This is a genomic window from Pseudomonas sp. SMSB3 (assembly GCF_052041965.1).
Taxonomy (GTDB): domain Bacteria; phylum Pseudomonadota; class Gammaproteobacteria; order Pseudomonadales; family Pseudomonadaceae; genus Aquipseudomonas.
On record NZ_JBKGGV010000001.1, the window covers coordinates 15,421 to 37,825 of the forward strand.

The 22,405-nt window shown below is 57.5% G+C and carries 17 protein-coding genes, 6 tRNA genes and 1 pseudogene; 13 read left to right on the plus strand and 11 right to left on the minus strand.

The window, feature by feature from the left end:
• Window positions 1-23 precede the first annotated feature (23 nt).
• Window positions 24-1,043, minus strand: coding sequence for an outer membrane protein assembly factor BamD (locus ACLEJW_RS00090; RefSeq protein ID WP_313302345.1), 1,020 nt, complete (start codon window positions 1,041-1,043; stop codon window positions 24-26).
• Between the two features lie 147 nt (window positions 1,044-1,190).
• Here ACLEJW_RS00090 and rluD point away from each other — a divergent pair, with 147 nt between their 5' ends.
• The 8 genes from rluD (at window position 1,191) to ACLEJW_RS00130 (ending at window position 6,406) form a co-directional block, all read left to right on the plus strand.
• The gene (gene rluD, locus ACLEJW_RS00095) at window positions 1,191-2,153 is read left to right on the plus strand and encodes a 23S rRNA pseudouridine(1911/1915/1917) synthase RluD (protein WP_145191504.1); all 963 of its coding nucleotides are present in this window, start codon (window positions 1,191-1,193) and stop codon (window positions 2,151-2,153) included.
• Window positions 2,150-2,890, plus strand: a complete 741-nt coding sequence (gene pgeF, locus ACLEJW_RS00100; protein WP_440776804.1) for a peptidoglycan editing factor PgeF — start codon at window positions 2,150-2,152, stop codon at window positions 2,888-2,890. The genes rluD and pgeF overlap by 4 nt, the downstream gene beginning before the upstream one ends.
• A gap of 140 nt (window positions 2,891-3,030) precedes the next feature.
• The gene (gene clpB / locus ACLEJW_RS00105; protein ID WP_145191510.1) at window positions 3,031-5,595 is read left to right on the plus strand and encodes an ATP-dependent chaperone ClpB; all 2,565 of its coding nucleotides are present in this window, start codon (window positions 3,031-3,033) and stop codon (window positions 5,593-5,595) included.
• Window positions 5,596-5,961: 366 nt separating this feature from the next.
• A tRNA-Asn gene (locus ACLEJW_RS00110) sits at window positions 5,962-6,037 on the plus strand.
• Window positions 6,038-6,041: 4 nt separating this feature from the next.
• Window positions 6,042-6,118 (plus strand) — tRNA-Pro (locus ACLEJW_RS00115).
• A 6-nt stretch (window positions 6,119-6,124) separates the two neighbouring features.
• Window positions 6,125-6,200, plus strand: a tRNA-Lys gene (locus tag ACLEJW_RS00120).
• A 48-nt stretch (window positions 6,201-6,248) separates the two neighbouring features.
• Window positions 6,249-6,325 (plus strand) — tRNA-Pro (locus tag ACLEJW_RS00125).
• 5 nt (window positions 6,326-6,330) lie between these two features.
• Window positions 6,331-6,406, plus strand: a tRNA-Lys gene (locus ACLEJW_RS00130).
• A gap of 98 nt (window positions 6,407-6,504) precedes the next feature.
• On the opposite strand, the gene ACLEJW_RS00135 is transcribed toward ACLEJW_RS00130, so the two are convergent.
• From ACLEJW_RS00135 to ACLEJW_RS00145, 3 genes are all read right to left on the minus strand, one after another.
• Window positions 6,505-7,800 carry an NAD(P)/FAD-dependent oxidoreductase gene (locus tag ACLEJW_RS00135; protein ID WP_313458249.1) on the minus strand — a complete coding sequence of 432 codons (1,296 nt, stop codon included), beginning with the start codon at window positions 7,798-7,800 and terminating at the stop codon, window positions 6,505-6,507.
• Between the two features lie 84 nt (window positions 7,801-7,884).
• Window positions 7,885-8,058, minus strand: coding sequence for a DUF3094 family protein (locus tag ACLEJW_RS00140; RefSeq protein ID WP_033744188.1), 174 nt, complete (start codon window positions 8,056-8,058; stop codon window positions 7,885-7,887).
• A 132-nt stretch (window positions 8,059-8,190) separates the two neighbouring features.
• Window positions 8,191-8,820: a DUF1780 domain-containing protein gene (locus ACLEJW_RS00145; RefSeq protein ID WP_145191516.1), complete on the minus strand. Its 630-nt coding sequence runs from the start codon at window positions 8,818-8,820 to the stop codon at window positions 8,191-8,193.
• Window positions 8,821-8,912: 92 nt separating this feature from the next.
• Here ACLEJW_RS00145 and ACLEJW_RS00150 point away from each other — a divergent pair, with 92 nt between their 5' ends.
• Window positions 8,913-9,596, plus strand: a complete 684-nt coding sequence (locus ACLEJW_RS00150) for an energy-coupling factor ABC transporter permease (protein ID WP_440776805.1) — start codon at window positions 8,913-8,915, stop codon at window positions 9,594-9,596.
• A gap of 251 nt (window positions 9,597-9,847) precedes the next feature.
• On the opposite strand, the gene yacG is transcribed toward ACLEJW_RS00150, so the two are convergent.
• Genes yacG through ACLEJW_RS00170 form a run of 4 tightly spaced genes read right to left on the minus strand, consistent with a single transcriptional unit; the run spans window position 9,848 to window position 12,745 of the window.
• Window positions 9,848-10,048 carry a DNA gyrase inhibitor YacG gene (gene yacG / locus ACLEJW_RS00155; protein ID WP_145191523.1) on the minus strand — a complete coding sequence of 67 codons (201 nt, stop codon included), beginning with the start codon at window positions 10,046-10,048 and terminating at the stop codon, window positions 9,848-9,850.
• A complete protein-coding gene (coaE, locus tag ACLEJW_RS00160) occupies window positions 10,045-10,668 on the minus strand; it encodes a dephospho-CoA kinase (RefSeq protein WP_145191526.1) in 624 nt (207 codons plus the stop codon). Before coaE ends, yacG begins: the two co-directional genes overlap by 4 nt.
• A complete protein-coding gene (locus ACLEJW_RS00165) occupies window positions 10,668-11,534 on the minus strand; it encodes a prepilin peptidase (protein WP_440776806.1) in 867 nt (288 codons plus the stop codon). The genes coaE and ACLEJW_RS00165 overlap by 1 nt, the downstream gene beginning before the upstream one ends.
• A gap of 2 nt (window positions 11,535-11,536) precedes the next feature.
• Window positions 11,537-12,745, minus strand: coding sequence for a type II secretion system F family protein (locus ACLEJW_RS00170; RefSeq protein ID WP_440776970.1), 1,209 nt, complete (start codon window positions 12,743-12,745; stop codon window positions 11,537-11,539).
• A 217-nt stretch (window positions 12,746-12,962) separates the two neighbouring features.
• Between ACLEJW_RS00170 and ACLEJW_RS00175 the strand changes: the two genes are divergently transcribed.
• The 4 genes and pseudogenes from ACLEJW_RS00175 to ACLEJW_RS00190 form a co-directional block, all read left to right on the plus strand.
• Complete coding sequence (locus ACLEJW_RS00175) at window positions 12,963-13,373, plus strand: pilin (RefSeq protein ID WP_145191532.1); 411 nt, start codon at window positions 12,963-12,965, stop codon at window positions 13,371-13,373.
• A gap of 71 nt (window positions 13,374-13,444) precedes the next feature.
• Window positions 13,445-13,520 (plus strand) — tRNA-Thr (locus ACLEJW_RS00180).
• 164 nt (window positions 13,521-13,684) lie between these two features.
• Window positions 13,685-15,013 (plus strand): tyrosine-type recombinase/integrase, encoded by a 1,329-nt coding sequence (locus ACLEJW_RS00185; RefSeq protein WP_254466570.1) that lies wholly within the window; start codon window positions 13,685-13,687, stop codon window positions 15,011-15,013.
• Between the two features lie 893 nt (window positions 15,014-15,906).
• Window positions 15,907-15,978, plus strand: a pseudogene (locus ACLEJW_RS00190) (integrase); the annotation flags it as partial.
• A gap of 493 nt (window positions 15,979-16,471) precedes the next feature.
• Here the strand turns inward: ACLEJW_RS00190 and ACLEJW_RS00195 are convergent.
• From ACLEJW_RS00195 to ACLEJW_RS00205, 3 genes are all read right to left on the minus strand, one after another.
• Window positions 16,472-19,444 carry an SIR2 family protein gene (locus tag ACLEJW_RS00195; protein ID WP_440776807.1) on the minus strand — a complete coding sequence of 991 codons (2,973 nt, stop codon included), beginning with the start codon at window positions 19,442-19,444 and terminating at the stop codon, window positions 16,472-16,474.
• Between the two features lie 378 nt (window positions 19,445-19,822).
• Window positions 19,823-20,743 (minus strand): hypothetical protein, encoded by a 921-nt coding sequence (locus tag ACLEJW_RS00200; protein ID WP_440776808.1) that lies wholly within the window; start codon window positions 20,741-20,743, stop codon window positions 19,823-19,825.
• A gap of 560 nt (window positions 20,744-21,303) precedes the next feature.
• Window positions 21,304-21,963, minus strand: coding sequence for a DUF4145 domain-containing protein (locus ACLEJW_RS00205; protein ID WP_440776809.1), 660 nt, complete (start codon window positions 21,961-21,963; stop codon window positions 21,304-21,306).
• Between the last annotated feature and the right edge of the window lie 442 nt (window positions 21,964-22,405).

The window sequence follows — 22,405 nt, forward strand, 5'->3', positions numbered from 1 at the left end:
CTCCCTTTCGCATGGCGCTGCGGTCAGTCGAACAGACCGAAGGTCATGTAGCTGAACCACGAGCGATCTTTTTCGGCTTCTTTCGGGCCTTCAGGCACGATCGGGTCGCCGTTCTCGTCCTTGGGCAGCAGCTCTTGCGGCATCTCGTCACGCGCATCCTGGAACTGCTTGACCACGTCCTGATTGGCGCGGGTTTCGCCCGGTGGCAGCGGGGTGCTGGTTTCGATCAGGCCCAAGGTAGCCTTGGACAGCCAGCCGCGGCCATCGGATTCGGTCTGTTTGTTCTGGAACTCACCATCGACCAGGCTCGGGTGGTCTGGGTAGTTGAGTTTCAGCGCTTCCAGGCTGGTGGCGGCAAGATCGTCCAGGTGCATCTTCTGGTACGACTCGACCATCACTGCCAGGCCATCGCCGACCGATGGGGTTTCCTGGAAGTTCTCGACCACGTAGCGGCCACGGTTGGCAGCGGCAACATAGGCCTGGCGGCTGAGGTAGTAGTCGGCCACGTGGATTTCGTAGGCTGCCAGCAGGTTGCGCAGGTAGATCATGCGCTGCTTGGCGTCCGGGGCGTAGCGGCTGTTCGGGAAGCGGCTGGTCAGCTGGGCGAACTCGTTGTAGGAGTCGCGCGCGGCACCTGGGTCACGCTTGGTCATGTCCAGCGGCAGGAAGCGCGCCAGCAGGCCGCGGTCCTGGTCGAACGAGGTCAGGCCCTTGAGGTAGTAGGCGTAGTCGACGTTCGGGTGCTGCGGGTGCAGGCGAATGAAGCGCTCGGCGGCCGACTTGGCGGCCTCGGGCTCGGCATTCTTGTAGTTGGCGTAGATCAGCTCGAGCTGCGCCTGGTCGGCGTAGCGGCCGAACGGGTAGCGCGACTCCAGGGCCTTGAGCTTGTTCACGGCGCTGGTGTAGCTGGAGTTGTCCAGGTCAGCCTGGGCCTGTTGATACAGCTCGGCCTCACTGAGGTTTTCGTCAATGACTTCCTTGTTAGAGGAACAGGCCGCGGTGAGCCCGAGGATGGCGATCAGCAGCAGGTGTTTCACTTGCATGGCGGCTTGCGTCCCTTTGACGGCCGCTGTCTTGGGCGGTGCCGTCCTGTTATGATGAGCGCCCCGGCCAACCCCGGGACAAAAGAAGCCGTATTTAACCACAAGCTCGCAGCCGAAACCAAAGGCTGTGCGCCCGCCGAATCGAGCATGTCCGAGATCATTCAACTTAGCGCAGAGGTCCCGTCCGAACTGGGCGGTCAACGCCTCGACCAGGTCGCCGCCCAATTGTTCGCCGAGTATTCGCGTTCGCGGCTTACTTCGTGGATCAAAGAAGGCCGCCTGACGGTCGATGGCGCGGTCCTGCGCCCCCGTGACACCGTCCATGGCGGCTCCGTCCTGGCGCTCGACGCCGAGCAGGAAGCCCAGGGTGAGTGGGAGGCCGAGGACATCGAGCTGGACATCGTCTATGAAGACGACCAGATCCTGGTGATCAACAAACCGGCTGGCCTGGTGGTGCACCCGGCTGCCGGCCACGCCAGCGGTACCCTGCTCAATGCCTTGCTGCACCACGTGCCCGACATCATCAACGTGCCGCGTGCCGGGATCGTCCACCGCCTGGACAAAGACACCACCGGTCTGATGGTCGTCGCCAAGACCCTGCAGGCGCAGACCAAGCTGGTCGAGCAACTGCAAAGCCGCAGCGTCAGCCGAATCTACGAGTGCATCGTGGTCGGCGTGGTGACTGCCGGTGGCAAGATCGACGCCCCGATCGGCCGTCACGGCGGCATGCGCCAGCGCATGGCGGTCACCGATGGTGGCAAGCCTGCGGTCAGCCATTACCGGGTGCTCAAGCGCTTCCGCTCGCACACCCACGTGCGGGTCAAACTGGAAACCGGCCGCACCCACCAGATCCGCGTGCACATGGCCCATGTCGGCTTCCCGCTGGTCGGCGACCAGACCTACGGCGGCCGTTTCCGCATCCCGCCGGCAGCCAGCCCGACCATGGTCGATGCGGTGAAGAACTTCCCGCGCCAGGCCCTGCACGCACGCTTCCTGGCGCTGGTACACCCGGCCACCGGTGAACGCATGGAATGGGAATCGCCACTGCCGGATGATTTCGTCTGGTTGCTGTCGCTGCTCAGCCAGGACCGCGAGAGCTTTATCGGATGAGCGGTCTGACCCAGGCGCTGCTGTTCCCCGACTGGCCAGCCCCGGCCTCGGTGCGCGCCTGTGTCACCACGCGCCAGGGTGGCGTCAGCCTACCGCCCTACGACACCTTCAATCTCGGTGACCACGTCGGCGACGACCCAGCGGCAGTCGCCGAGAATCGCCGTCGCCTGAGCGCCGAATTCGCCATCCAGCCCGCCTGGCTCAAGCAGGTCCACGGCGTGGTCGTGGCCGATGCCAACCCAGCCGTGGTGGCCGAGGCCGATGCCAGCTGGACCGACCAGCCTGGCATTGCCTGCACGGCGATGACTGCCGATTGCCTGCCCATATTGTTCTGCGACCGCGCCGGTACCCGCGTGGCAGCGGCCCATGCTGGTTGGCGCGGGCTGGCCGCTGGCGTGCTGGAAGCCACGCTCGAGCGCCTGGCCCTGGCGCCTGAAGAGGTGCTGGTGTGGCTGGGGCCGGCGATCGGCCCGCAGGCGTTCGAGGTCGGGCTGGAAGTGCGCGATGCCTTCACCGCCCTGCACCCCGACGCCGCCCAGGCCTTCGTCCCTGGTGCGCAGCCGGGCAAGCTGATGGCCGATATCTACGCGCTGGCGCGCATTCGCCTGGCGGCGCGTGGCGTTACCGCCGTGTACGGCGGCGGCTTGTGCACGGTCAGCGACCCGCGCTTCTTCTCCTACCGCCGCACCCCGCAGGGTGGGCGCTTCGCTTCACTGGTCTGGCTGGACCCGCATTAATCCATCCAGCTGACTTCGGTCAACCCCGCTACGCTTGAATCTTCCAGAATCACCCTTATCTATAAGGACATCTCAGGCAGGTTTCTTCACGAACAGGCGCTGTCCATCGCTCCGACCTGCCCTTTAAAGGAAGGTACATCATGCGAATAGACCGTTTGACCAGCAAGCTCCAGCTTGCCATTTCCGATGCCCAATCCCTGGCCGTTGGCATGGATCATCCTGCCATCGAGCCGGTGCACCTGTTGCAGGCGCTGCTCGAACAGCAGGGCGGGTCCATCAAGCCACTGCTGATGCAGGTAGGCTTCGACATCAACAGCCTGCGCCAGGCCTTGGTCAAGGAACTCGACCAGCTGCCGAAAATCCAGAACCCCACGGGCGATGTGAACATGTCCCAGGACCTGGCACGTCTGCTCAACCAGGCCGACCGTCTGGCCCAGCAAAAGGGCGACCAGTTCATTTCCAGTGAATTGGTCCTGCTCGCCGCCATGGACGAGAACAGCAAGCTCGGCAAGCTGCTGCTCAGCCAGGGCGTGAGCAAGAAAGCGCTGGAAAACGCCATCAACAACCTGCGCGGCGGCGCAGCGGTCAATGACCCGAATGCCGAGGAGTCGCGTCAGGCCCTGGACAAATACACCGTCGACCTGACCAAGCGCGCCGAAGAAGGCAAGCTAGACCCGGTGATTGGCCGTGACGATGAAATCCGCCGCACCGTGCAGGTGCTGCAGCGCCGCACCAAGAACAACCCGGTGCTGATCGGTGAGCCTGGTGTGGGCAAGACTGCCATCGCCGAAGGCCTGGCCCAGCGCATCATCAACGGTGAAGTGCCCGACGGCCTCAAAGGCAAACGCCTGCTGGCGCTGGACATGGGCGCATTGATCGCCGGTGCCAAGTACCGCGGCGAGTTCGAAGAGCGCCTCAAAGGCCTGCTCAATGAGCTGTCCAAGCAGGAAGGGCAGATCATTCTGTTCATCGACGAACTGCACACCATGGTCGGCGCCGGTAAGGGCGAAGGCGCAATGGATGCCGGTAACATGCTCAAGCCGGCCCTGGCCCGTGGTGAGCTGCACTGCGTTGGCGCCACCACGCTCAACGAGTACCGCCAGTTCATCGAGAAGGACGCCGCGCTCGAGCGCCGCTTCCAGAAAGTGCTGGTGGAGGAGCCGAGCGAGGAAGACACCATCGCCATTCTGCGTGGCCTCAAGGAGCGCTATGAAGTGCACCACAAGGTGGCCATCACCGACGGTGCGATCATAGCTGCGGCCAAGCTTAGCCACCGCTACATCACCGATCGGCAACTGCCTGACAAGGCCATCGACCTGATCGACGAAGCGGCCAGCCGTATTCGCATGGAGATCGACTCCAAGCCAGAAGTGCTCGACCGCCTCGACCGCCGCCTGATCCAGCTGAAAGTGGAATCCCAGGCGCTGAAGAAAGAAGAAGACGAAGCCGCGAAAAAACGCCTGGAAAAACTGACCGAAGAAATCGAGCGCCTCGAGCGTGAGTATTCGGACCTCGAAGAAATCTGGGCCTCCGAGAAAGCCGAGGTACAGGGTTCGGCGCAGATCCAGCAAAAGATCGAGCAGGCCCGCCAGGAACTGGAAGCCGCACGCCGCAAGGGCGACCTCAGCCGCATGGCCGAGCTGCAGTACGGGGTGATCCCAGACCTTGAGCGCAGCCTGCAGATGGTCGACCAGCACGGCAAGACCGACAACCAGCTGCTGCGCAACAAGGTCACCGAGGAAGAAATTGCCGAGGTGGTTTCCAAATGGACGGGCATCCCCGTGTCCAAGATGCTCGAGGGCGAGCGCGAAAAGCTGCTGAAGATGGAAGCGTTGCTGCACCAGCGCGTGATTGGCCAGGGCGAGGCGGTGACCGCCGTGGCCAACGCCGTGCGCCGCTCGCGTGCCGGGTTGTCCGACCCTAATCGGCCAAGTGGTTCGTTCCTGTTCCTCGGCCCGACCGGCGTGGGCAAGACCGAGCTGTGCAAGGCACTGGCGGAATTTCTCTTCGACACCGAAGAGGCGATGGTCCGTATCGACATGTCCGAGTTCATGGAGAAGCACTCCGTGGCTCGCCTGATCGGTGCGCCGCCAGGCTACGTCGGTTACGAGGAGGGCGGTTATCTGACCGAAGCCGTGCGGCGCAAACCGTACTCGGTGGTGTTGCTCGACGAGGTGGAAAAAGCCCATCCGGATGTGTTCAACGTGCTGCTGCAAGTGCTTGAAGACGGACGCCTGACCGACAGCCATGGCCGTACTGTGGACTTCCGCAACACGGTGATCGTGATGACGTCCAACCTGGGCTCGGCGCAGATCCAGGAACTGGTCGGCGATCGCGAGGCGCAGCGGGCAGCGGTGATGGACGCGGTGGGCGCGCATTTCCGTCCGGAGTTCATCAACCGGATCGACGAAGTGGTGGTGTTCGAGCCGCTGGGCCGCGAGCAGATCGCCGGCATCACCGAAATCCAGCTCGGCCGCCTGCGCAGCCGCCTGCTGGAACGCGAGCTGTCGTTGAGCCTGAGCCCAGAGGCCTTGGACAAGCTGATCGCGGTAGGTTACGACCCGGTGTATGGCGCGCGGCCGCTGAAGCGGGCGATCCAGCGCTGGATCGAAAACCCACTGGCGCAGTTGATCCTGGCGGGCAAGTTCGTGCCCGGCACGGCGATTACCGCCACGGTGGACGGCGACGAGATTGTCTTCGCCTGATCATCGCCACTGAGAAACCCCGCTTCGGCGGGGTTTTTCATGCCTGGAACAGGGCGCGCGCCCAGCAAATTCGGGGCTTGGCGGTTTTTTTTCATAACGTGCTGAAAAATGTGAAATTTTTGCTTGCATCGGAAAACCGGTGCCCCTAATATACGCCGCGTTGTCAGCCACTAAGCGAATCGCCAGCTACATCGGTGACCGCAAAACAACTTACAAATCAGTAAGTTGAATGAAAAAAAGGGGTTGACAAGCAAAACGAAGAATGTAGAATAGCCGACCTCAGCAGCGACAACGTGAAAACGAAGTGGCTAGCGAGATCGAAGCTAACACAGACTTCGAAGCTGTAAAGTTGTACCGAAGTTCAGTTCCGCGATAGCTCAGTCGGTAGAGCAAATGACTGTTAATCATTGGGTCCCTGGTTCGAGTCCAGGTCGCGGAGCCAATCTCGGGGTGTAGCGCAGTCCGGTAGCGCGCCTGCTTTGGGAGCAGGATGTCAGGAGTTCGAATCCCCTCACCCCGACCATTTTCCGGGTCGTTAGCTCAGTTGGTAGAGCAGTTGGCTTTTAACCAATTGGTCGTAGGTTCGAATCCTACACGACCCACCATGTAAAGAGGGCATCTCCGCGAGATGCCCTTTTTCTTTAAGCAGTACTCGGGGTGTAGCGCAGTCCGGTAGCGCGCCTGCTTTGGGAGCAGGATGTCAGGAGTTCGAATCCCCTCACCCCGACCATTTTTGGGTCGTTAGCTCAGTTGGTAGAGCAGTTGGCTTTTAACCAATTGGTCGTAGGTTCGAATCCTACACGACCCACCATGTAAAAAAGGGCATCTCGCAAGAGATGCCCTTTTTCTTTGCTCGGGTTTTAGTCCCGACCGGTTTTGATAGGGGGCGCAGAACGCCCCCGCCAGCCGCTAGTGCAGCTTCAGGCGCGGCTCGGTGCCCCGGCCAATCTTGCTGCCGAGCATCATCAGTGCTGTGCGGAAGAAGCCAAACAGGGCCATCTGGTGCATGCGGTACAGCGACACGTAGAACATCCGCGCCAGCCAGCCTTCGAGCTTCACGCTGCCCATCAGGTTACCCATCAGGTTGCCCACCGCCGAGAAGCGCGACAGCGACACCAGCGAACCATAGTCCTTGTAGGTGTAGGTCGGCAGCGGCTTGTCCTCCAGGCGTGCCTTGATGCTCTGCGCCAGCATCGACGCCTGCTGGTGCGCAGCCTGGGCGCGCGGCGGCACATTGCGGTCGCTGTCCGGCTGCGGGCAAGCGGCGCAGTCACCAAAGGCGAAGATGTCGTCATCACGGGTGGTCTGCAGGGTAGGGCGTACCACCAGCTGATTGATGCGGTTGGTTTCCAGCCCGTCGATGTCCTTGAGGAAGCCCGGCGCGCGAATCCCCGCCGCCCACACCTTGAGGCTGGCCTGGATCACTTCGCCGTCCTTGGTCTTCAGGCCATCTTCGGTCACTTCACTGACCGCTGCGTTGGTCATCACCTTGACGCCGAGTTTCTCCAGGGTCTGGTGCACCGGCACGCTGATGCGCTCAGGCAATGCCGGCAGCACACGCGGGCCGGCCTCGATCAGGGTGATGTGCATGTCCTTGGGCTGGATACGGTCCAGGCCATAGGCCGCCAGCTCGTGGGCGGCGTGGTGCAGTTCGGCCGCAAGCTCGACACCCGTGGCACCGGCACCGACGATCGCCACGCTGATTTTCTCGCTGGCCACGTCACCGGCGTGGGCGCGCAGGTAGTGGTTGAGCAATTGCTGGTGGAAGCGCTCCGCTTGCTTGCGGGTGTCGAGGAACAGGCAGTGCTGCGCGGCGCCCAAGGTCCCGAAGTCGTTGGTGTTCGAGCCCACCGCGATGACCAATGTGTCGTAACCCAGGGTACGCGCAGGCAGCAGCTCGCGGCCGTTCTCGTCGAGGGTGGCGGCCAGTTGAATCTGCTTGCCTTCACGGTCCAGGCCGCTCATGCGCCCGAGCTGGAAGTTGAAGTGGTTCCACTTGGCCTGGGCCACGTAGTTCAGTTCGTCTTCCGAGGAGTTCAGCGAGCCGGCGGCCACCTCGTGCAGCAGGGGCTTCCAGATGTGCGTGAGGTTGGCGTCGACCAGGGTGATCTCGGCCTGCTTGCGCTTGCCCAGGCTTTTACCCAGGCGGGTCGCCAGTTCCAGGCCGCCGGCGCCGCCGCCGACAATCACGATGCGATGAGTCATGGGAATATCTCATAAGGTTTACGGAATTCGTGGCCCCAGGGGCCGGCCGCGCACTGCGCGAGGGGAGGGCGAGCGCAAGGCTGCTCATAGCACCAGTCCACTCAGCAGGCGGCTGACAAGGCCCAACCCGATGGTCACGGCCACGACCAGCACCAGGAGCAACCACGGCCTGAATGGCCGGCGCTCGACTTGATGCTGGGGAGCACGTAGATACTCATCGACACGACGCTGATCTTCAGGATTCAGGCGACTGGTCATGGTGGGCCTCGTCAGGTAGACGTTTGAGACTGCACGAACGCCACAGTGTTCATGCAAGGGCTTGCGACAGATGATAATGCTTTCTATCCCTGGCGCCGAGTGTACGCCACTGCAAAGACTCCCGGCACTGGATCAAAGACTGATGCCGACGTCGAACACGATGCTGCGCCCCAGGTTGCCGCGCAGAAAATCCGGGGCGTCCGGGTGGGCGAACAACACCCGGGCGAACGTTGGCCCGACCAGCGACAACGAGCGCCAGCCTTGGCGCAGGTACTCGGTCGGCGGCGGAAAGTGCGTGTTGAGGTCCAGCACTTCGCGCTTGAGGCTGGCGAAGGCAATGATGTCCAGCTCGCCCAGGTCCAGCCCGCGCTCGCGGTAGTTGTGCGCCTTCTTGCGCAGGGTTGGCGCCAGGCGCTGCAGCAGCTCGGTGGCGGCAATGCGCCTCGGGCGGGCCTCGCGGCGCACTAATTGCGCCAGGGAAAAGGCGCTGCGCCGACGCTGCAGCTCTTCGCGCCACTCGTCATTCAGGCGCCGACCTTCATCGAGCACGAAAAACACTTCGAATGCCGCATCGCGAAACAGCACATCTGGCGGCTCCTGGCCGGCCGGGGTGAAGTCTTCGCTGCGGTGAGGAATGTTCAGCCCCTGCAACAGGCGCTGACACACCCACCGCTCTCGCTCCCACTTGCGGGCGTTGGAGAGAAAGGCATTGGCTTGTTCGGCCTGGATCGTGAGCAGGCGCAGGTAGTCTGAGTCATCCATGCAGACAAGCTTAGTCGGCAATTGTGAACCTAAGGCCGCGTTCACGTAGCAGGGTATAGACTCGGTTAACCACTACCGGGAGTAAGTCGTTCGTGATCAGTGCACCCGTCCTGTCGGCCACCAGCCTGAGCATCGGGTGGCTGGCTTATCTGCCACTGCTGGCCTGGGCCGCATCGCGCACGCGGTGGATCGAATTGTGCGCTGACCGGCGCCGCCAGCACCTGCTGTTCGGCACGGTGTTTTGCCTGTTCGCCCTGTGGCTGGTCCGGCGTGATTTCGACACCGGTGTGTCGTATCACTTCCTGGGCATGACCGCCGTGACCTTGCTGCTCGACTGGCCCCTGGCCGTGCTCGGCGGCTTCATGGCCCAGCTCGGGTTGCTGGCGCTGGGGCGTCAGGACCTGGCGGCATTGGGTGTGAACGGCTTGTTGCTGGTGGGCTTGCCGGTGCTGATCACCGAAGCCTGCGCGAACGTGGTCGAACGCACGCAGCCGCGCAACCTGTTCGTGTACATTTTCTGCTCAGGCTTTTTTCCCGCCGCCTTGACCGTGCTGATCTGCGTGCCTGCCGCGCTGGGCCTGTTGTGGCTGGACGGGCGCTTCGCCATGCCCGAGTGGCTGAGCGATTTCATCGGCTACCTGTGGTTGATGATGTTCCCGGAAGCCTTCATCAACGGCATGCTCATCAGCGCTTTGGTGGTGTTCTGCCCAGACTGGCTGGAAACCTTCAACCGCACCCGTTATTTGCAGGCGCCCTGGAAGGATGGAGGGGGATGATTCGGCATGCATGCGTTTCTCTGAGCCTCAAGCGCCAATCTCGCTGGGCTGCACTGGGTCAGCTGGATTGCAACAAGCACTTCTCATATGAATGGGATCTTATTGTGGGAGCGGCCTTGCGTCGCGAAAGGGCCGAAAAGCGGGCCCGGTAATTCAGGCCGCGAAGCTGAAACCCCGAGGGCGCTGCGCACCCTTTTCGCAACGCAACGCCGCCCCCACAAAGTGCGCTGCCCGCGTTCGAGGCCAACCCCTCAGTGCCGCGGCTCCAACTCTCCAGAAAACAGCTCATCCTCCGCATCCGGCGCCACCGGAATCTTATGTTCCTCAGCCGCCCAGGCCCCCAGATCAATCAGTTTGCAACGGTCAGAACAAAACGGCCGGTAGGCGTTTTTCTCATGCCATTCCACAGGTGCGCCACAGGTCGGGCAATCGACGGTCAATGGCTGGCTCATGGCTGGCCTCCTCGTAAAGTCAGGTAAAAATCGTGCAGGCGGTCGATCTGCCCGTGCAATGCCGCAAGATCGCCGTCATTGACCAGCACATCGTCAGCATGGGCCAGGCGCTCGTCACGCCTGAGCTGAGCCTTGAGAATCGCCTGCACCTGCTCGGCGCTGGTGTTGTCCCGCGCCAAGGTACGCGCCACCTGCACTGCCTCTGGCACATCGATCACCAGCACCCGCTGCACCTTGCGGTACTGCCCCGACTCGATCAGCAGCGGTGAGACATACACCGCATACGGCGACTCGGCCTTGGCCAGGTAGCTGAAGATCTCCTGCCCAATCAGCGGGTGCAGCAGTTGCTCCAGCCACTGGCGCTGCACCGGGTCGGCAAAGATCAGCTGGCGCAACGCCGCGCGATCCAACTGCCCATCGCCCAGCAATACGCCAGGCCCAAAGCGCTCGACGATGCTGGCCAGCGCCGGGCGACCGGGCTCGACCACCCACCGCGCCGCCTGATCGGCATCGACCAGGTGCACGCCCAGTTCGACGAAACGCTCGGCAGCCGCGCTCTTGCCGCTGCCAATGCCGCCGGTGAGGCCGAGAATCCACGGGGTGAAGGCCTTGGTGGTCATCACATTCCAAACAGTTGCAGGTAGAAGGCGTGTATTTCATCACCCCAGAGCACAGCAATCCACCCCGCAATCGCCAGATACGGCCCAAAGGCTATCGCCGTGCCCACCGACTGACGCCGCAGGCGCAACACACACAGCCCTGCCACCACCCCGATCACCGACGACAACAGCAAGCTCAGCGGCACCACCTGCCAGCCACCCCAGGCACCGATCAACGCCAGCAGCTTGAAATCGCCGTAGCCCATGCCCTCCTTGCCGGTGAGCAACTTGAACACCCAGTACACCGTCCACAGGCTCAGATACCCAGCCACCGCGCCCCACAGCGCATCGAACAACGGCACCACCACGCCAAAGGCATTGACCGTCAACCCCAGCCATAACGTCGGCAGCACCAGCACATCGGGCAACAGCTGCTGATCCAGGTCGATCAAGCTCAGCGCCAGCAGGCTCCAGGTCAGCGCCAGCAACACCAAAGCCTCAAGCCCGGGCCCGGAATGCCATACCACTGCCACCGATAACAGCGCACACACCACCTCCACCACGGGGTAGCGAGCACCGATCGGTTGCTTGCATGCCGCGCAGCGACCACCCAGCACCAGGTAACTCAGCAGCGGGATGTTCTCCCAGGCGCGGATGGCGTGCTTGCACCGGGGGCAGTGCGACGCCGGCCAACACAGGTTGAACTGTGCAGGCTCCTCGGTGGGTAGGCCCAGCATCTGTTGCGCTTCCTGGCGCCACTGGCGCTCGAGCATGATCGGCAAACGATGCGCCACCACGTTGAGAAAGCTGCCCACCAGCAGGCCAAGCACCGCCATCAGGCCGATGAAATACGCCGGTTGCTGAACGAGAAAGGTCCAAACCATCATGATCAGAGCAAACTTCCCAACTGAAAGATCGGCAGATACATCGCCACCACCAAGCCCCCGACCAGCACCCCGAGGATCAGCACGATCGCGGGCTCCAGCAGGCTGGTCAATTGATCGAGCGTCTGGCTGACCTGTTCTTCGTAGTGGCTGGCCGACTTGGCCAGCATCGTGTCCAACGTGCCGCTCGATTCACCAATGGCCGTCAGCTGCACCAACAACGGCGCGAACACGCCATCCTCCGCCATCGCCTGGTGCAGCGCCTGCCCCAATGCCATGCGCTGGCGCAGGCGCTGCACCGCCTGTTCATGCACAGCGTCACCGCAGGCCTTGGCCACCGTGCCCAATGCATCCAGCAACGGCACCCCGGCTGCATAGGATGTGGCCAGCGTCCGCGCGAAGCGCGCCAGGGCGGCTTGGCTGAGCAGCCTGCCAAACACCGGCAGACGTAACGCCTGCCGGGTTATCCACAAGCGCGATGCCGCATGCGTTTTGAACAGTCTCGCCAACCCCATCCCACCCCCGACGATCAAAACCAACAAAAGCGGTGCCACGCGTCCGAGCCCTGTGGATAAATCGATCACCCATTGAGTAAAGCCGGGCAGTTGCGAATCGAACCCGGCGAACAGGCTTTCAAAGCGCGGAATCACCTCCAGCAGCAATACGGCCGAAACGCCCACCCCGGTCAGCAACAGCAATAATGGATACAACATCGCCTTGCGCACCCGCTTGAGCAGCAGCTGGCGCTGTTCCAGCAACCCCGCCAACTCCTCCAACTGCCGGTCGAGCGTGCCAGACTGCTCGCCCACGCGAATCAAGTTGCAATACAACCCATCAAACCACGCCGGATGCCGCTGCAACGCATCCGCCAGCCCCATGCCCGCGCTCACATCCCGTTTCAACTTCTCCAGCACCTGCGCCTGCCCCGCCGAACACCCACTGCGCCCCATCACCGCAAAGGCCTGCAACAAAGGCACTCCCGCCTTGAGCAACGTCGCCAGTTGCCGACTGAAACTGGCCGGTTCTGCCTTGTGCCGCGCCTTCGGCAAGCGCCATGCAACCCCGCCAGCCGGTCGCAAGCTCAGCACCTCGATGCCCTGCCGCTGCAGGCCCGCCCGCGCATACGCCGGGCTGCGCCCACTGACTTGTCCGCCAACTTTCGCCCCATGGGCATCGATGCCCCGCCAGCTGTAGAGATGCGTGGAGTGCTGCATGCAAAATGTCCTTTTCTGCCAGTGCGACAAGCCTGGAAACAGCTTGCCCCGCCCAAGACCGAGCGCGTGTCCCTGTTGCTCACTAGAGTAGTTCGGCGAAGGCGAAGTCCAGCGGCGCAGGGGTGACAAAAGGTGTCTGTTCAGGCCTACTGCGCCGCTGCCAGCTGGAGCCGAGCCTGACCTCCACGCGTACACGTATCAATTAAGGAAATCGTTCATGAAAGGGCAACGCGGTATTACCCTGATCGAATTGATGATCGTCGTTGCGATCATCGGCATCCTGGCGACCATCGCCATCCCGATGTACACCAACCATCAGTCACGCACCCAGGCCGCCGCCGGCCTGCTGGAAATCAGCGCACTGAAAACCGCCATGGACCTGCGCCTGAACGAAGGCAAGAACGTCACCAACGTCACCGAACTCGGCGGCCAGCCGACCACCAGCAACTGCGCCATCACCGCCAGCGGCACCGCCGCCGACGGCACTGGCAGCCTGGTCTGCGCCCTGGTCGAAGCCCCGGCCAACATGGCCGGCAAAAGCCTGACTCTTACCCGCTCGACCACCGGCTGGCGCTGCACCACCGACATCGATGAAGACCTCGCGCCGAAGGGCTGCACGGCGTCGTGAGGGCAGGGGGATAAAGGCCGGAGAAACAGGGGTTTACGCGGCAGGCGTGGCAGTGGTACGTTGCGCTACACGCCGGTGTAGCTCAGTCGGTAGAGCAGCGCACTCGTAACGCGAAGGTCGCAGGTTCGATTCCTGTCTCCGGCACCACATCCAGCTCCACTGCATTCCGCTGAATGCTTTGGAAGCCCTCTAAACCGGCCTTCTGGCCGGTTTTTCGTTTCCACGACCCTCCGTCGGGAACCAACAAAATCCCCAATAACCGGGGGTATTTTTGGGGTACAGCGTCTTTCCTGAATGGAGAACGTACCCCTATGCCACGCCTAGCCATTCCGCTCAGCGACCTCAAATGCCGCACGGCAAAACCGCGTGATCGGGCCTACAAATTGTTCGACGGCGGGGGTATGTACCTTTACGTCACGCCCTGTGGCTCGAAGACTTGGCGGCTGCGGTATTTCAAACCCAACGGCAAGGAAGGCACGCTGATCATCGGCAAATACCCCATCGTTTCATTGGCCGTTGCGAGGACCAAGCGTGATGAGGCCAAGGCCTTGTTGCTCGATAACCTTGATCCGATGGAAGAAAAGCAGAAGGCCAAGATCGCTGCCCAGCGTGCGAGCCTTCTTTTTGAAACCGTTGCCCTGGAGTGGCACGTCGAAATGTCCCGGCGCTGGACTGAGAGCCATGCCAAGACGGTGCTTAGCAGGTTGCGCACGCATGTATTTCCACTGATCGGCCAGCGGCCTATCGCTGAACTCGACACCCATGATCTCCTTGAGGTCACCCAGCGGATCAAGAATCGCGGCACCATGGATGTAGCGCTGCGTGTGCAGAACTATCTATCCACGATCATGCGGGGAGCGAAGCGGGCGCGGCAGATCACTCAAAATCCAGCGCTTGATCTGGCCGGCTCGATTCAAGCGCCGCGTACCGTGCACCGTCCTGCGCTCTCGCTGAACCGCCTTCCTGAACTGTTGGATCGAATCGACAACTACACCGGTCGCGAGCTGACCCGGCTCGCAGTGCTACTGACGCTGCATGTGTTCGTGCGCTCCAGCGAACTGCGCTTTGCACGATGGGATGAATTCGATCTGCAGCGGGCAATGTGGGAGATCCCCGATACCCGCAAGCCGATTGAAGGCGTCCGCTATTCCACACGCGGGACCAAGATGAGTGGGGACATTCAGATAGTGCCGCTGTCGCCTCAAGTCATCGAGATCCTTGAACGGCTGCGCAGCTTGAATCGGTTCTCTGAACTGGTGTTGCCCGGTGACCACAGGTACTGGAAACCCTTGTCGGAGAATACGGTTAACCAGGTGCTGCGCAATATGGGCTACGACACCACCAAGGACGTGTGCGGGCATGGTTTCAGGACCATGGCCTGTAGCGCCTTGCTCGAATCGGGGCTGTGGACGGACGCGGCGATTGAGCGGCAGATGAGCCATCAGGAGCGTAACCGCGTGCGCGCTGCGTACATCCACAAGGCCCAATTTCTGGAGCAGCGTCGGTTGATCATGGCGTGGTGGAGTAACTACATCGATGCCAACAGATCGGGCCATATCACTCCGCATGAGTTTGCCCATCCGGTAGGCGATAACGTCACCGCCTTGCCAAATGGCCATGGCGCATTCAATCGCGGGTGAGCCTGCAAGATCGGCGCTGGCTGCTCTTTCACGCGGGTCCATTCAAACAGGGCTGCAAAGCCGCCCTGTTTGAATGGACCTCACTTTGAAAAGCTAAAAGCCACGAAGTTGTCCGGGGTTTACCACGGAATTCCACCGGTGGATAACCGCCTTTCACGTCCCAACTAGCGCTGAATTTCGACCCTTGACCGGGTTTATCCACAGGCGTAGAACTGGCCGTGCAAGCGCTGTCGATGACAGCACCCCAGGTGGCCCGAATCTTAAAGGTCACGCCGCTCCCGCGGTGGTTCTCCCCAAGGGCGATTCGCATCCGGCAGCTCGCCCGGTCACCCCCCCAGTGATGGATGCTCTTACACATATGGCCCTAGTGCGCCAGCTACACGGTACTGTGCTGCCCTGCAGCAACCTATACGCTTGGCCGACTATTGCGCCAACCTGCGCCCGTCTCTTTCTGTGGAAAGAGACGGGCGCTTCTAATATTGCTGCAGCCCTCGTCGCATATGGCTTTGCGGCACTCCCCCTCGTGACAATCGGCGTGACAAACGCCGATGTCACCAGCAACAGCGCTGTAGATGATGGTGCCGCAGACCAAGGAATGGACTGCACCTGACTGACAGTCAGGCATGCCCCGGTCATCGCATTGTTGCTTGCACCCGGCTCAGGATCTTCAGGCACTGGTCTCGTCAGCCATTGCTGCCTCCACCCGCCCACCGGTAACGGTGTTCAGGAGGCCAGATCATGAGATGCCCTTGCTCCCGGACGTAAGGAGCCGCCAGTCCCGCGTAGAGGACATTCCCCACAGGTCGCAGGGGCCTTGATCCCTGATAACACTCAACATTCTTGGCGGGATGACGTGGGGCGAGGACCGTAGAACGGCAGATGAGGTGAACGACATGGCATTGGTAGGCAGACGCGATGGTCGCAATTTCGGTTATGGCAGGCAGTTGAGCTACGCAGGGCTGCAAGTGAGTAATCGCCATTACTATCATGCTGAGCATGGCGTCAAAGCGTGGCTATAACAGCTTATCGCATTGCGGCTTAGACTTGGTGCAGCATCTCGCGGCACTCGCCCAGCGGTAACGGTGCTCAGTACGCCAAATAATGAGCTCCTCAAGTTCCCGGTCATAAGGAATCGCATTCTTGCAGAGGAAACCCCCGCAGATAATAGGGGCCTTGAACCCTGATAACCCTCAGCATTCATGGTGGCATGGCGTGGCAACAGTTGTGCGTTTTGGTAATGAGAGTGCAGATAATACCCAACTGAAAATCCCCGTTTTCAGGAGTGTGAGAAAATGAACTGTGTAGCTGTCAGTAGCGAAGAAAGTGATTATATTTTTTGGAGTCTGAATCTCATTTTAGGACGGCCTATAAAAAACCAGACAATCACAGTGATAATCTGGTTTTAATTTTGGACTTTTAAATGGCCGGTAAGCAGTTGATGCTTTCAGCTAAATTCTGTTAATCGGTGCTGCTGTACTTAGATACCCAGTCATTGCAATATTTTTTTATTTGCCAGATTTCTAAGCTTGTTATTGATTCATGGTCAATGCTTTTTGCAATAGTGCGAACATGGTGCGATATTTTATTTGCTTCGCCAGGCATATCACTTCGCCAAAGATTATACGCATAGCTGAAGAAATAAATCGATTCTCTATTTCTTCCTTCAGCCTGTAAAAACTCACCAATCCATTTTGCGGCGTAACCAAGATTGTGTTTGTCGGCGTAGTTGTCGGATTCTTTCTCAAGTACCCTGTATGACTTGCATAGCAATTTGATTCCTTTGTCCTTGTCCCCTAAATATGTTAGGCATCGTGCAACGTTTCCATATTTTGTGGCTGAATTGTTATCTTCAGTTTCTGATATTAGCTGATCGACGGTTTTGCCATCGCAGAAAAAGTGAAGTGATTCATATATTTTATCTGGGCTTCCAGAGTCGCGAAGAGCTAAATTATATGTGTGTTTCCCAGCCCATATATCTTTGTCTTCCAATATGTCAATCAGGTCTGAGGCGCTCTTTCCTTCGCGTATTGCCGACTCGTAGTCTCCAATTATCCAGAATTTGTGGCATAGCACAGATTTTGCCAAAATCATATAGATATCTGCGGTCTTGAAAACTGACATGTATCGACCCATTTGTTTGTCAAATAGATCTAAGCGTCCTGCCTCGCTTGATTTTAAAAAGAACGTTACGGCAAAGTCTTTGAATCCTTTAAGTTCACTAAGCTTTCGACTACTCCAAGACAAGCTGTCCAGTAGCATATCGGAAAGTCTAATGTAATCTTCCATATAACCTGAAATCAGAAGCGATCCTGAAACTGTGCGGAGGTCATCGATGGCTTCTTGGGTTTTTCTGGCATTAATTAAGATTTCTATTTTTTTTAAGATGTGATCAATGTCGTCCGGCTCTAGCACTGATCCAAATTTTTTTCTTAGTAAGAAAATGAAACCGTCTAGATAACTAACATATAGTCCCACGTAGCTTTCTTGGTCTTCTTTTCCGTAGTTGTGAATTATGAACTCTCGGACCAGGGGGTGGAGTTCAAGATAGCCTTCGTCTTTTTTTGTGACAACTAAGTTTAGGGCCTTTAAGGATTTTATAGCTCGTGTGAGTTGGTTGTGGTTAAGTTTTTTATCAAGGATTTTTTTGATTGCGTCCTCTGACTCGGCCAGCCCAGATATCGAAAGTGTCCTTAATATTACTTTCTCTCTATCCTTTAGCCCACTCCACAGGTTTTCAAGTATTTTTTCTGAGATAAGGGTGGAAACATTATTGTCGGATTCGGTAACCCCTTGTCGTTCTAGTTTCTCAAGTATAGTGTCTATATCTTTTGGATTGGTTCGGGATTGAGCCAGTACAAGAGCCATCCACAGTGGGTGCCCCTTAGTACACATATGAAGTCTTGCAGCCATTCTGTCCCCCTCAGCATCATTGATCCGAGGGTGGTATTTCAGTATGAGCTCTTTAGTGTCATATACGGTTAACCCTTCGAGTCTGATCTGATGTGATCCGACGCCTGCATAGTGGATGAAAGGCCGACACGTAAAAATAAATCTAGACGAATGTGGATATGCCATTACCTTGTCGAAAAATAATGCCATGTCACCGGCAGGGGTAAAACGCTCTAGGTCAATGTACTTGTCAATGTTGTCGAAGACAAATATCCCTACTTGGTTGTCTAGGTATTTGAAGAATGCCTCAATTAGGACGGGTGTGTCTAGGCCGTTTAATGAGCTTATGTTTATGGTGCCTTCGGAAACTAATTCTATTAGCCCGTAAAGTTTTGATTGGAAATTTAACTCCTCTTCTTTAAAGTCTCTCCAGTCGCAGTATTTGTAAAGGCCTCGGTCAGTGTCTGATAGGAACTTGGCTGCTAGTGCTGACTTGCCTTGGCCGCCGATACCTGTAATAAAGCAAGCACGGTGGTCCATACCCAAAGCTTTAAGTTCATCAATTCTACCTGTCCAATTTTCTACCTTGGGGGGGGCATCTTGGCGAATTACGAATTTTATTTCATTGCTTTCTGCGGGAGGGGGAATTAAATCGGTTGTAGCTACCTCCTGTGATTGCAGTGAGATATTGGGTTTTGCTATTTCCTTCAGCGACACTAGTTGCGAGATAAATGCTGGGAGATCGTCGTGCGATTTCAATATTACGGTTTCAACAAAAGCATGCTCTAGATTTTTTGTTGAAAGCGCAAAGTGTGTGGTACTCATCTCTTGATATAGGTCGTCTAAACGGTTGAATAATTCAACTACGTAAGGGTCTGTTAAGCTAAATCCAATAAATAAGCAAGTGTGAGTAGTTATAATTTTTTGAAGTTGGAATTTCGCAAGTCCAGAATTTTCTCCATAAAGTTCCTCGTAATCAGAGGTGAATATTACACTTTGGTCAATTATGTCGCTCGTTCCATGAATTTTTAGAATAAATTCTTCCGCACTATCCAGTTTCTGAAGATGGAACTTGCTGGAGGCGTCTATGTACTTTGCCTTGGTGTTGTGCTCGATTAGTTTGTCGTAGTTGGTAGTTATGAATTTCCCTGATAGTTTCCCGAGTGATTTGTGGAGATCAGAGTCTATGGGGTTTATAGTGTGTTCTTCAAAGGTCTCATAAATTTCTTTTTGATGTAATGGTTTCAGTGCGTCAAGAATAAATAGAGGCTCTACAACCTCAGCTTCAAGAGCTTGCAGATAGGCTTGCGATTTAGTTATGCCAGGTCTAGATAAAACTTTTTTAACTATTTCGATCCACGAAGGTAACCCTGCGGAGCGAGATGCACCAGCCCCAATAAATAGGACTAATTTGTTATTCCTTACTGCTTCTTGCAATTTCCATGGAATTTGATAGTTCATGTCATCACTGATTTTTGTTGTTTCGGATTTGTATTGTATGCTGGGGTTAAGCTTGTTTGTTTTTTCTGTTTGTTCGTGCATCGGATTTTTTACTTAGGTATGCTAGCTGCTTTGTCGCGACATGGCAATTGGCCAGTCATAATAAGTTGTCTTTCCTTGCTGGACGGTGTGCGCTAGTTTTCTACTGGGGATCTTATGGTGGATTCCCCTTCTCTTGTTTGGACTTCGGCACCACGTTGGATTGCGGTGGACGACCATGTTCGAGGTGCATTTGGGTCTGCACGGCGAGTGTCGCCTGCGGGTAGCGACTCCCGATCCGATGGCTCAGAGGTTAACCACTTACGCTTGCTCTGACCTGCTGTCAGGCGCAGGTAGTACCAGTCAGGCCGGGAGGCCCGAATCGGAGCTCTAGGAGTGCCTGCTTGTGGTAAGAGGTTTGGACCTCAAAGTGGAAATCCATCACTCAGGTATTAACAACTCATTGTACTTGGCAGGTACAAGTGCAATCTCGCCCCAAGCCAGATCGGTCGCAGCTAAGCCTATGCCGCTTTCTACGATCGTCCCGAAAAACATCACGATGCGACCTTTAGATTCGTCAGTAATCCCTTTGTCTCTGCAGAAGCCGTTGGGGAGTTTCACGTAAAAGTCTTTCACAGCGGGGTTACAAGCAAGCTTTGTCATGCGGGTGGAATGGTCGTACTTGCCAGCGTTATAGCTACTGATTATCTTCCCGTAGTACAATCGTGGGGCGCGAGGCCCTTCCAAAACATCGTATTGAATATCAGTCACATCTGTAAGGAGCTCTGCCAGCTTCACTGCGTGCGTGGCCATCGGTAGGAAAAAGTACTTGTCCTTGTTTTTTTCAAAGTTCCGGCACATTCCTGCAATCGTGGTAATGGTGCTCGGTAGTTCGAAGGATTCCCCTTGGTGCCTTCCAATGGGGGGGTGCGAAAGAGGTCCTTCAATGTCCTCGACGGGCGTTTCGTCATATTCATGACCCGGGATCAATATGGCCTCTGGTTTCTCCTGCAGAAACTCCTTCACTATCGCCAAGTGTTCATGCTCAATTGCCCGCTTAGCCTCTTCCCATGTGTCATACCGCTTGCCTACTGGTTTTTTCGCCCGAAGCATGCACGCGATGTGTTGCCAGCGCTTAAGGTGGCGGTAGAAAGGTTCGCGCTGGTTAGCGAAGATGTCCTTTTCCTTAGGCGTTCGTTCGACGTTTGTATAGCAGCCTGGGCAGAATAGGCTTCCCTTCATCTCTTCCTGGTACTCATCTGGCGCGACTCGGCGGCTCGCTTTCAATGCTTCGCGGTTGCCGCCATCGAAACTCCAGCTAGGCAGGTGATGGGCGTAGGGGATTTTTCTCTTAGCGGGCATGGTATTTCATCCTTGATTGAGGTTGATGTCAAATAGCCATATCTTCGGGCGAAATTCAACCCATCCTAGCCGTCTGGTTTTCCACTCCAGCAGCCAAACTCTCTAATGCAGACAAACCAGGCTTGCTGGGCTGTCGTCTCGACTTGGTGCGAAATCAACGGAGGCAGTTGAGTCGACCACTATTGGTAGTTTCGCAGAGGTTGGCTAGCCTTAGGCAATGTCCTCAAGCTGAAAGCATCTCGTAGGCCCGCAGATGTGCCCAATCCTGAGCGCATCTTGTGGCGGCAGGAATAGTGATCATCACCACTCCTCGCTCCTACGGAGAAGCGAGGACCTTTGTTCACATCTCGCCGGCCCCCTCCCACAGACATCCGTTCAGCTTTAGCCACATCGTCCTGTCCATTCATAAATGGATACAACCTCACTTTAGGAAATACCCCAGGGCACTCCTGCGACCGGTATCGAAAGGGCTGGGTGAGGGTGCATCACTTTGGTCGCCCCCTGGTAAGGCCCCGAGCGTAAAAGGTGAGGGAGTACCTCGCCGCCTAGGCCAAAAACGCCTACTGGTGTGCTAGTAGGAAGCGCTGCACGTCGTCGATCATGCCTCTCACCTGATCCTCCGTGAACTCCTCAGGTTTGCCGTGAGCTGCACTATTTCGGATTGCCGAGAGTGAGGTGATCTGCTTTTTCTGGTTTGCGTTGTATGCGCCGGCCTTGGCTAGGTCATCGTTCATTCTGTTCAGAGTACCGTGTTCAATGCCGTGCGTTGTGCATAGGTCACGCAGTGCTGTCTCGAGGACCACCCCTGCGATTACCGCCGCTGCAGTTCGATAGCCACTCTTGAGTAACTCCTCGGCTTGCTCAAGCTCGTTAGAGAACACTTCCGCCTGGACAATATTGCGTAGCGAGCTTAGGTATCCACCTTCAAAGTCCTCCTTTGCCGCTAGGAAAACTGCTTTGAGACGATTTAGACGATCTACGTTTGATTCATACATCCCTTCCGTATCGGCTTCCGCATACATTTTCAAGTGCGCCGAGTCAACGCCGCAAACACGAGCCATCAAGGATTTGGCTTTGACGTTCCAGTTGAGAATTAGCTCGGGAGACACATGCATTTCAGCTCTCTCCGTAAACGCGTTGGATCTGCGGACGGCGCTATTTTGTAATGCCTCTAACTGCTGTTCGAGCTCAGCAAAGCGTTTTCTGATCAAAGCGGTCATTGGGTGTTTCTTCCATGCGAAAGCCCCGATCTTGGCTCGGGTGTATTGGTAGAGCAAGGGTCCGGTCACGCGCTTCGACAAGTTCGCGAGATGCCGCCATGGTCTCCTTGACTTGTTCCATGCGGTGGTTGCGACATCTCTTTTCGTAAAAGAGCCTAGCCACCGGCAGCCATGGGGCGTTTTCTGTCGTATCTCACCTAACACTTGAGGTAGGTGGACGTAACTCTCGTAGGAGCCTCCGCAATTTCCGATTCGATTCCACAGAAAGCCATAACTAGCTGATTTGCTTGTAGATACCCTATGAGGTACATCAAAAAATCCACCCAATTCCAGCCCCGCGAAAACCGGGCCCTCACGGCCAACAACCGTCCGTCTGTCTCCGCACCACATCCAGCTCCACTGCATTCCGCTGAATGCTTTGGAAGCCCTCTAAACCGGCCTT

What these genes read in the sequence shown, in the direction of transcription:
- pgeF (WP_440776804.1), top strand. Translation starts at nt 2,150, where the DNA reads ATGAGCGGTCTGACCCAGGCGCTGCTGTTCCCCGACTGGCCAGCCCCG.
- ACLEJW_RS00135 (WP_313458249.1), bottom strand. Translation starts at nt 7,800, where the DNA reads ATGACTCATCGCATCGTGATTGTCGGCGGCGGCGCCGGCGGCCTGGAA.
- ACLEJW_RS00145 (WP_145191516.1), bottom strand. Translation starts at nt 8,820, where the DNA reads ATGGATGACTCAGACTACCTGCGCCTGCTCACGATCCAGGCCGAACAA.
- yacG (WP_145191523.1), bottom strand. Translation starts at nt 10,048, where the DNA reads ATGAGCCAGCCATTGACCGTCGATTGCCCGACCTGTGGCGCACCTGTG.
- rluD (WP_145191504.1), top strand. Translation starts at nt 1,191, where the DNA reads ATGTCCGAGATCATTCAACTTAGCGCAGAGGTCCCGTCCGAACTGGGC.
- ACLEJW_RS00205 (WP_440776809.1), bottom strand. Translation starts at nt 21,963, where the DNA reads ATGACCGCTTTGATCAGAAAACGCTTTGCTGAGCTCGAACAGCAGTTA.
- coaE (WP_145191526.1), bottom strand. Translation starts at nt 10,668, where the DNA reads ATGACCACCAAGGCCTTCACCCCGTGGATTCTCGGCCTCACCGGCGGC.
- clpB (WP_145191510.1), top strand. Translation starts at nt 3,031, where the DNA reads ATGCGAATAGACCGTTTGACCAGCAAGCTCCAGCTTGCCATTTCCGAT.
- ACLEJW_RS00090 (WP_313302345.1), bottom strand. Translation starts at nt 1,043, where the DNA reads ATGCAAGTGAAACACCTGCTGCTGATCGCCATCCTCGGGCTCACCGCG.
- ACLEJW_RS00175 (WP_145191532.1), top strand. Translation starts at nt 12,963, where the DNA reads ATGAAAGGGCAACGCGGTATTACCCTGATCGAATTGATGATCGTCGTT.
- ACLEJW_RS00195 (WP_440776807.1), bottom strand. Translation starts at nt 19,444, where the DNA reads ATGCACGAACAAACAGAAAAAACAAACAAGCTTAACCCCAGCATACAA.
- ACLEJW_RS00165 (WP_440776806.1), bottom strand. Translation starts at nt 11,534, where the DNA reads ATGATGGTTTGGACCTTTCTCGTTCAGCAACCGGCGTATTTCATCGGC.
- ACLEJW_RS00140 (WP_033744188.1), bottom strand. Translation starts at nt 8,058, where the DNA reads ATGACCAGTCGCCTGAATCCTGAAGATCAGCGTCGTGTCGATGAGTAT.
- ACLEJW_RS00170 (WP_440776970.1), bottom strand. Translation starts at nt 12,745, where the DNA reads ATGCAGCACTCCACGCATCTCTACAGCTGGCGGGGCATCGATGCCCAT.
- ACLEJW_RS00185 (WP_254466570.1), top strand. Translation starts at nt 13,685, where the DNA reads ATGCCACGCCTAGCCATTCCGCTCAGCGACCTCAAATGCCGCACGGCA.
- ACLEJW_RS00200 (WP_440776808.1), bottom strand. Translation starts at nt 20,743, where the DNA reads ATGCCCGCTAAGAGAAAAATCCCCTACGCCCATCACCTGCCTAGCTGG.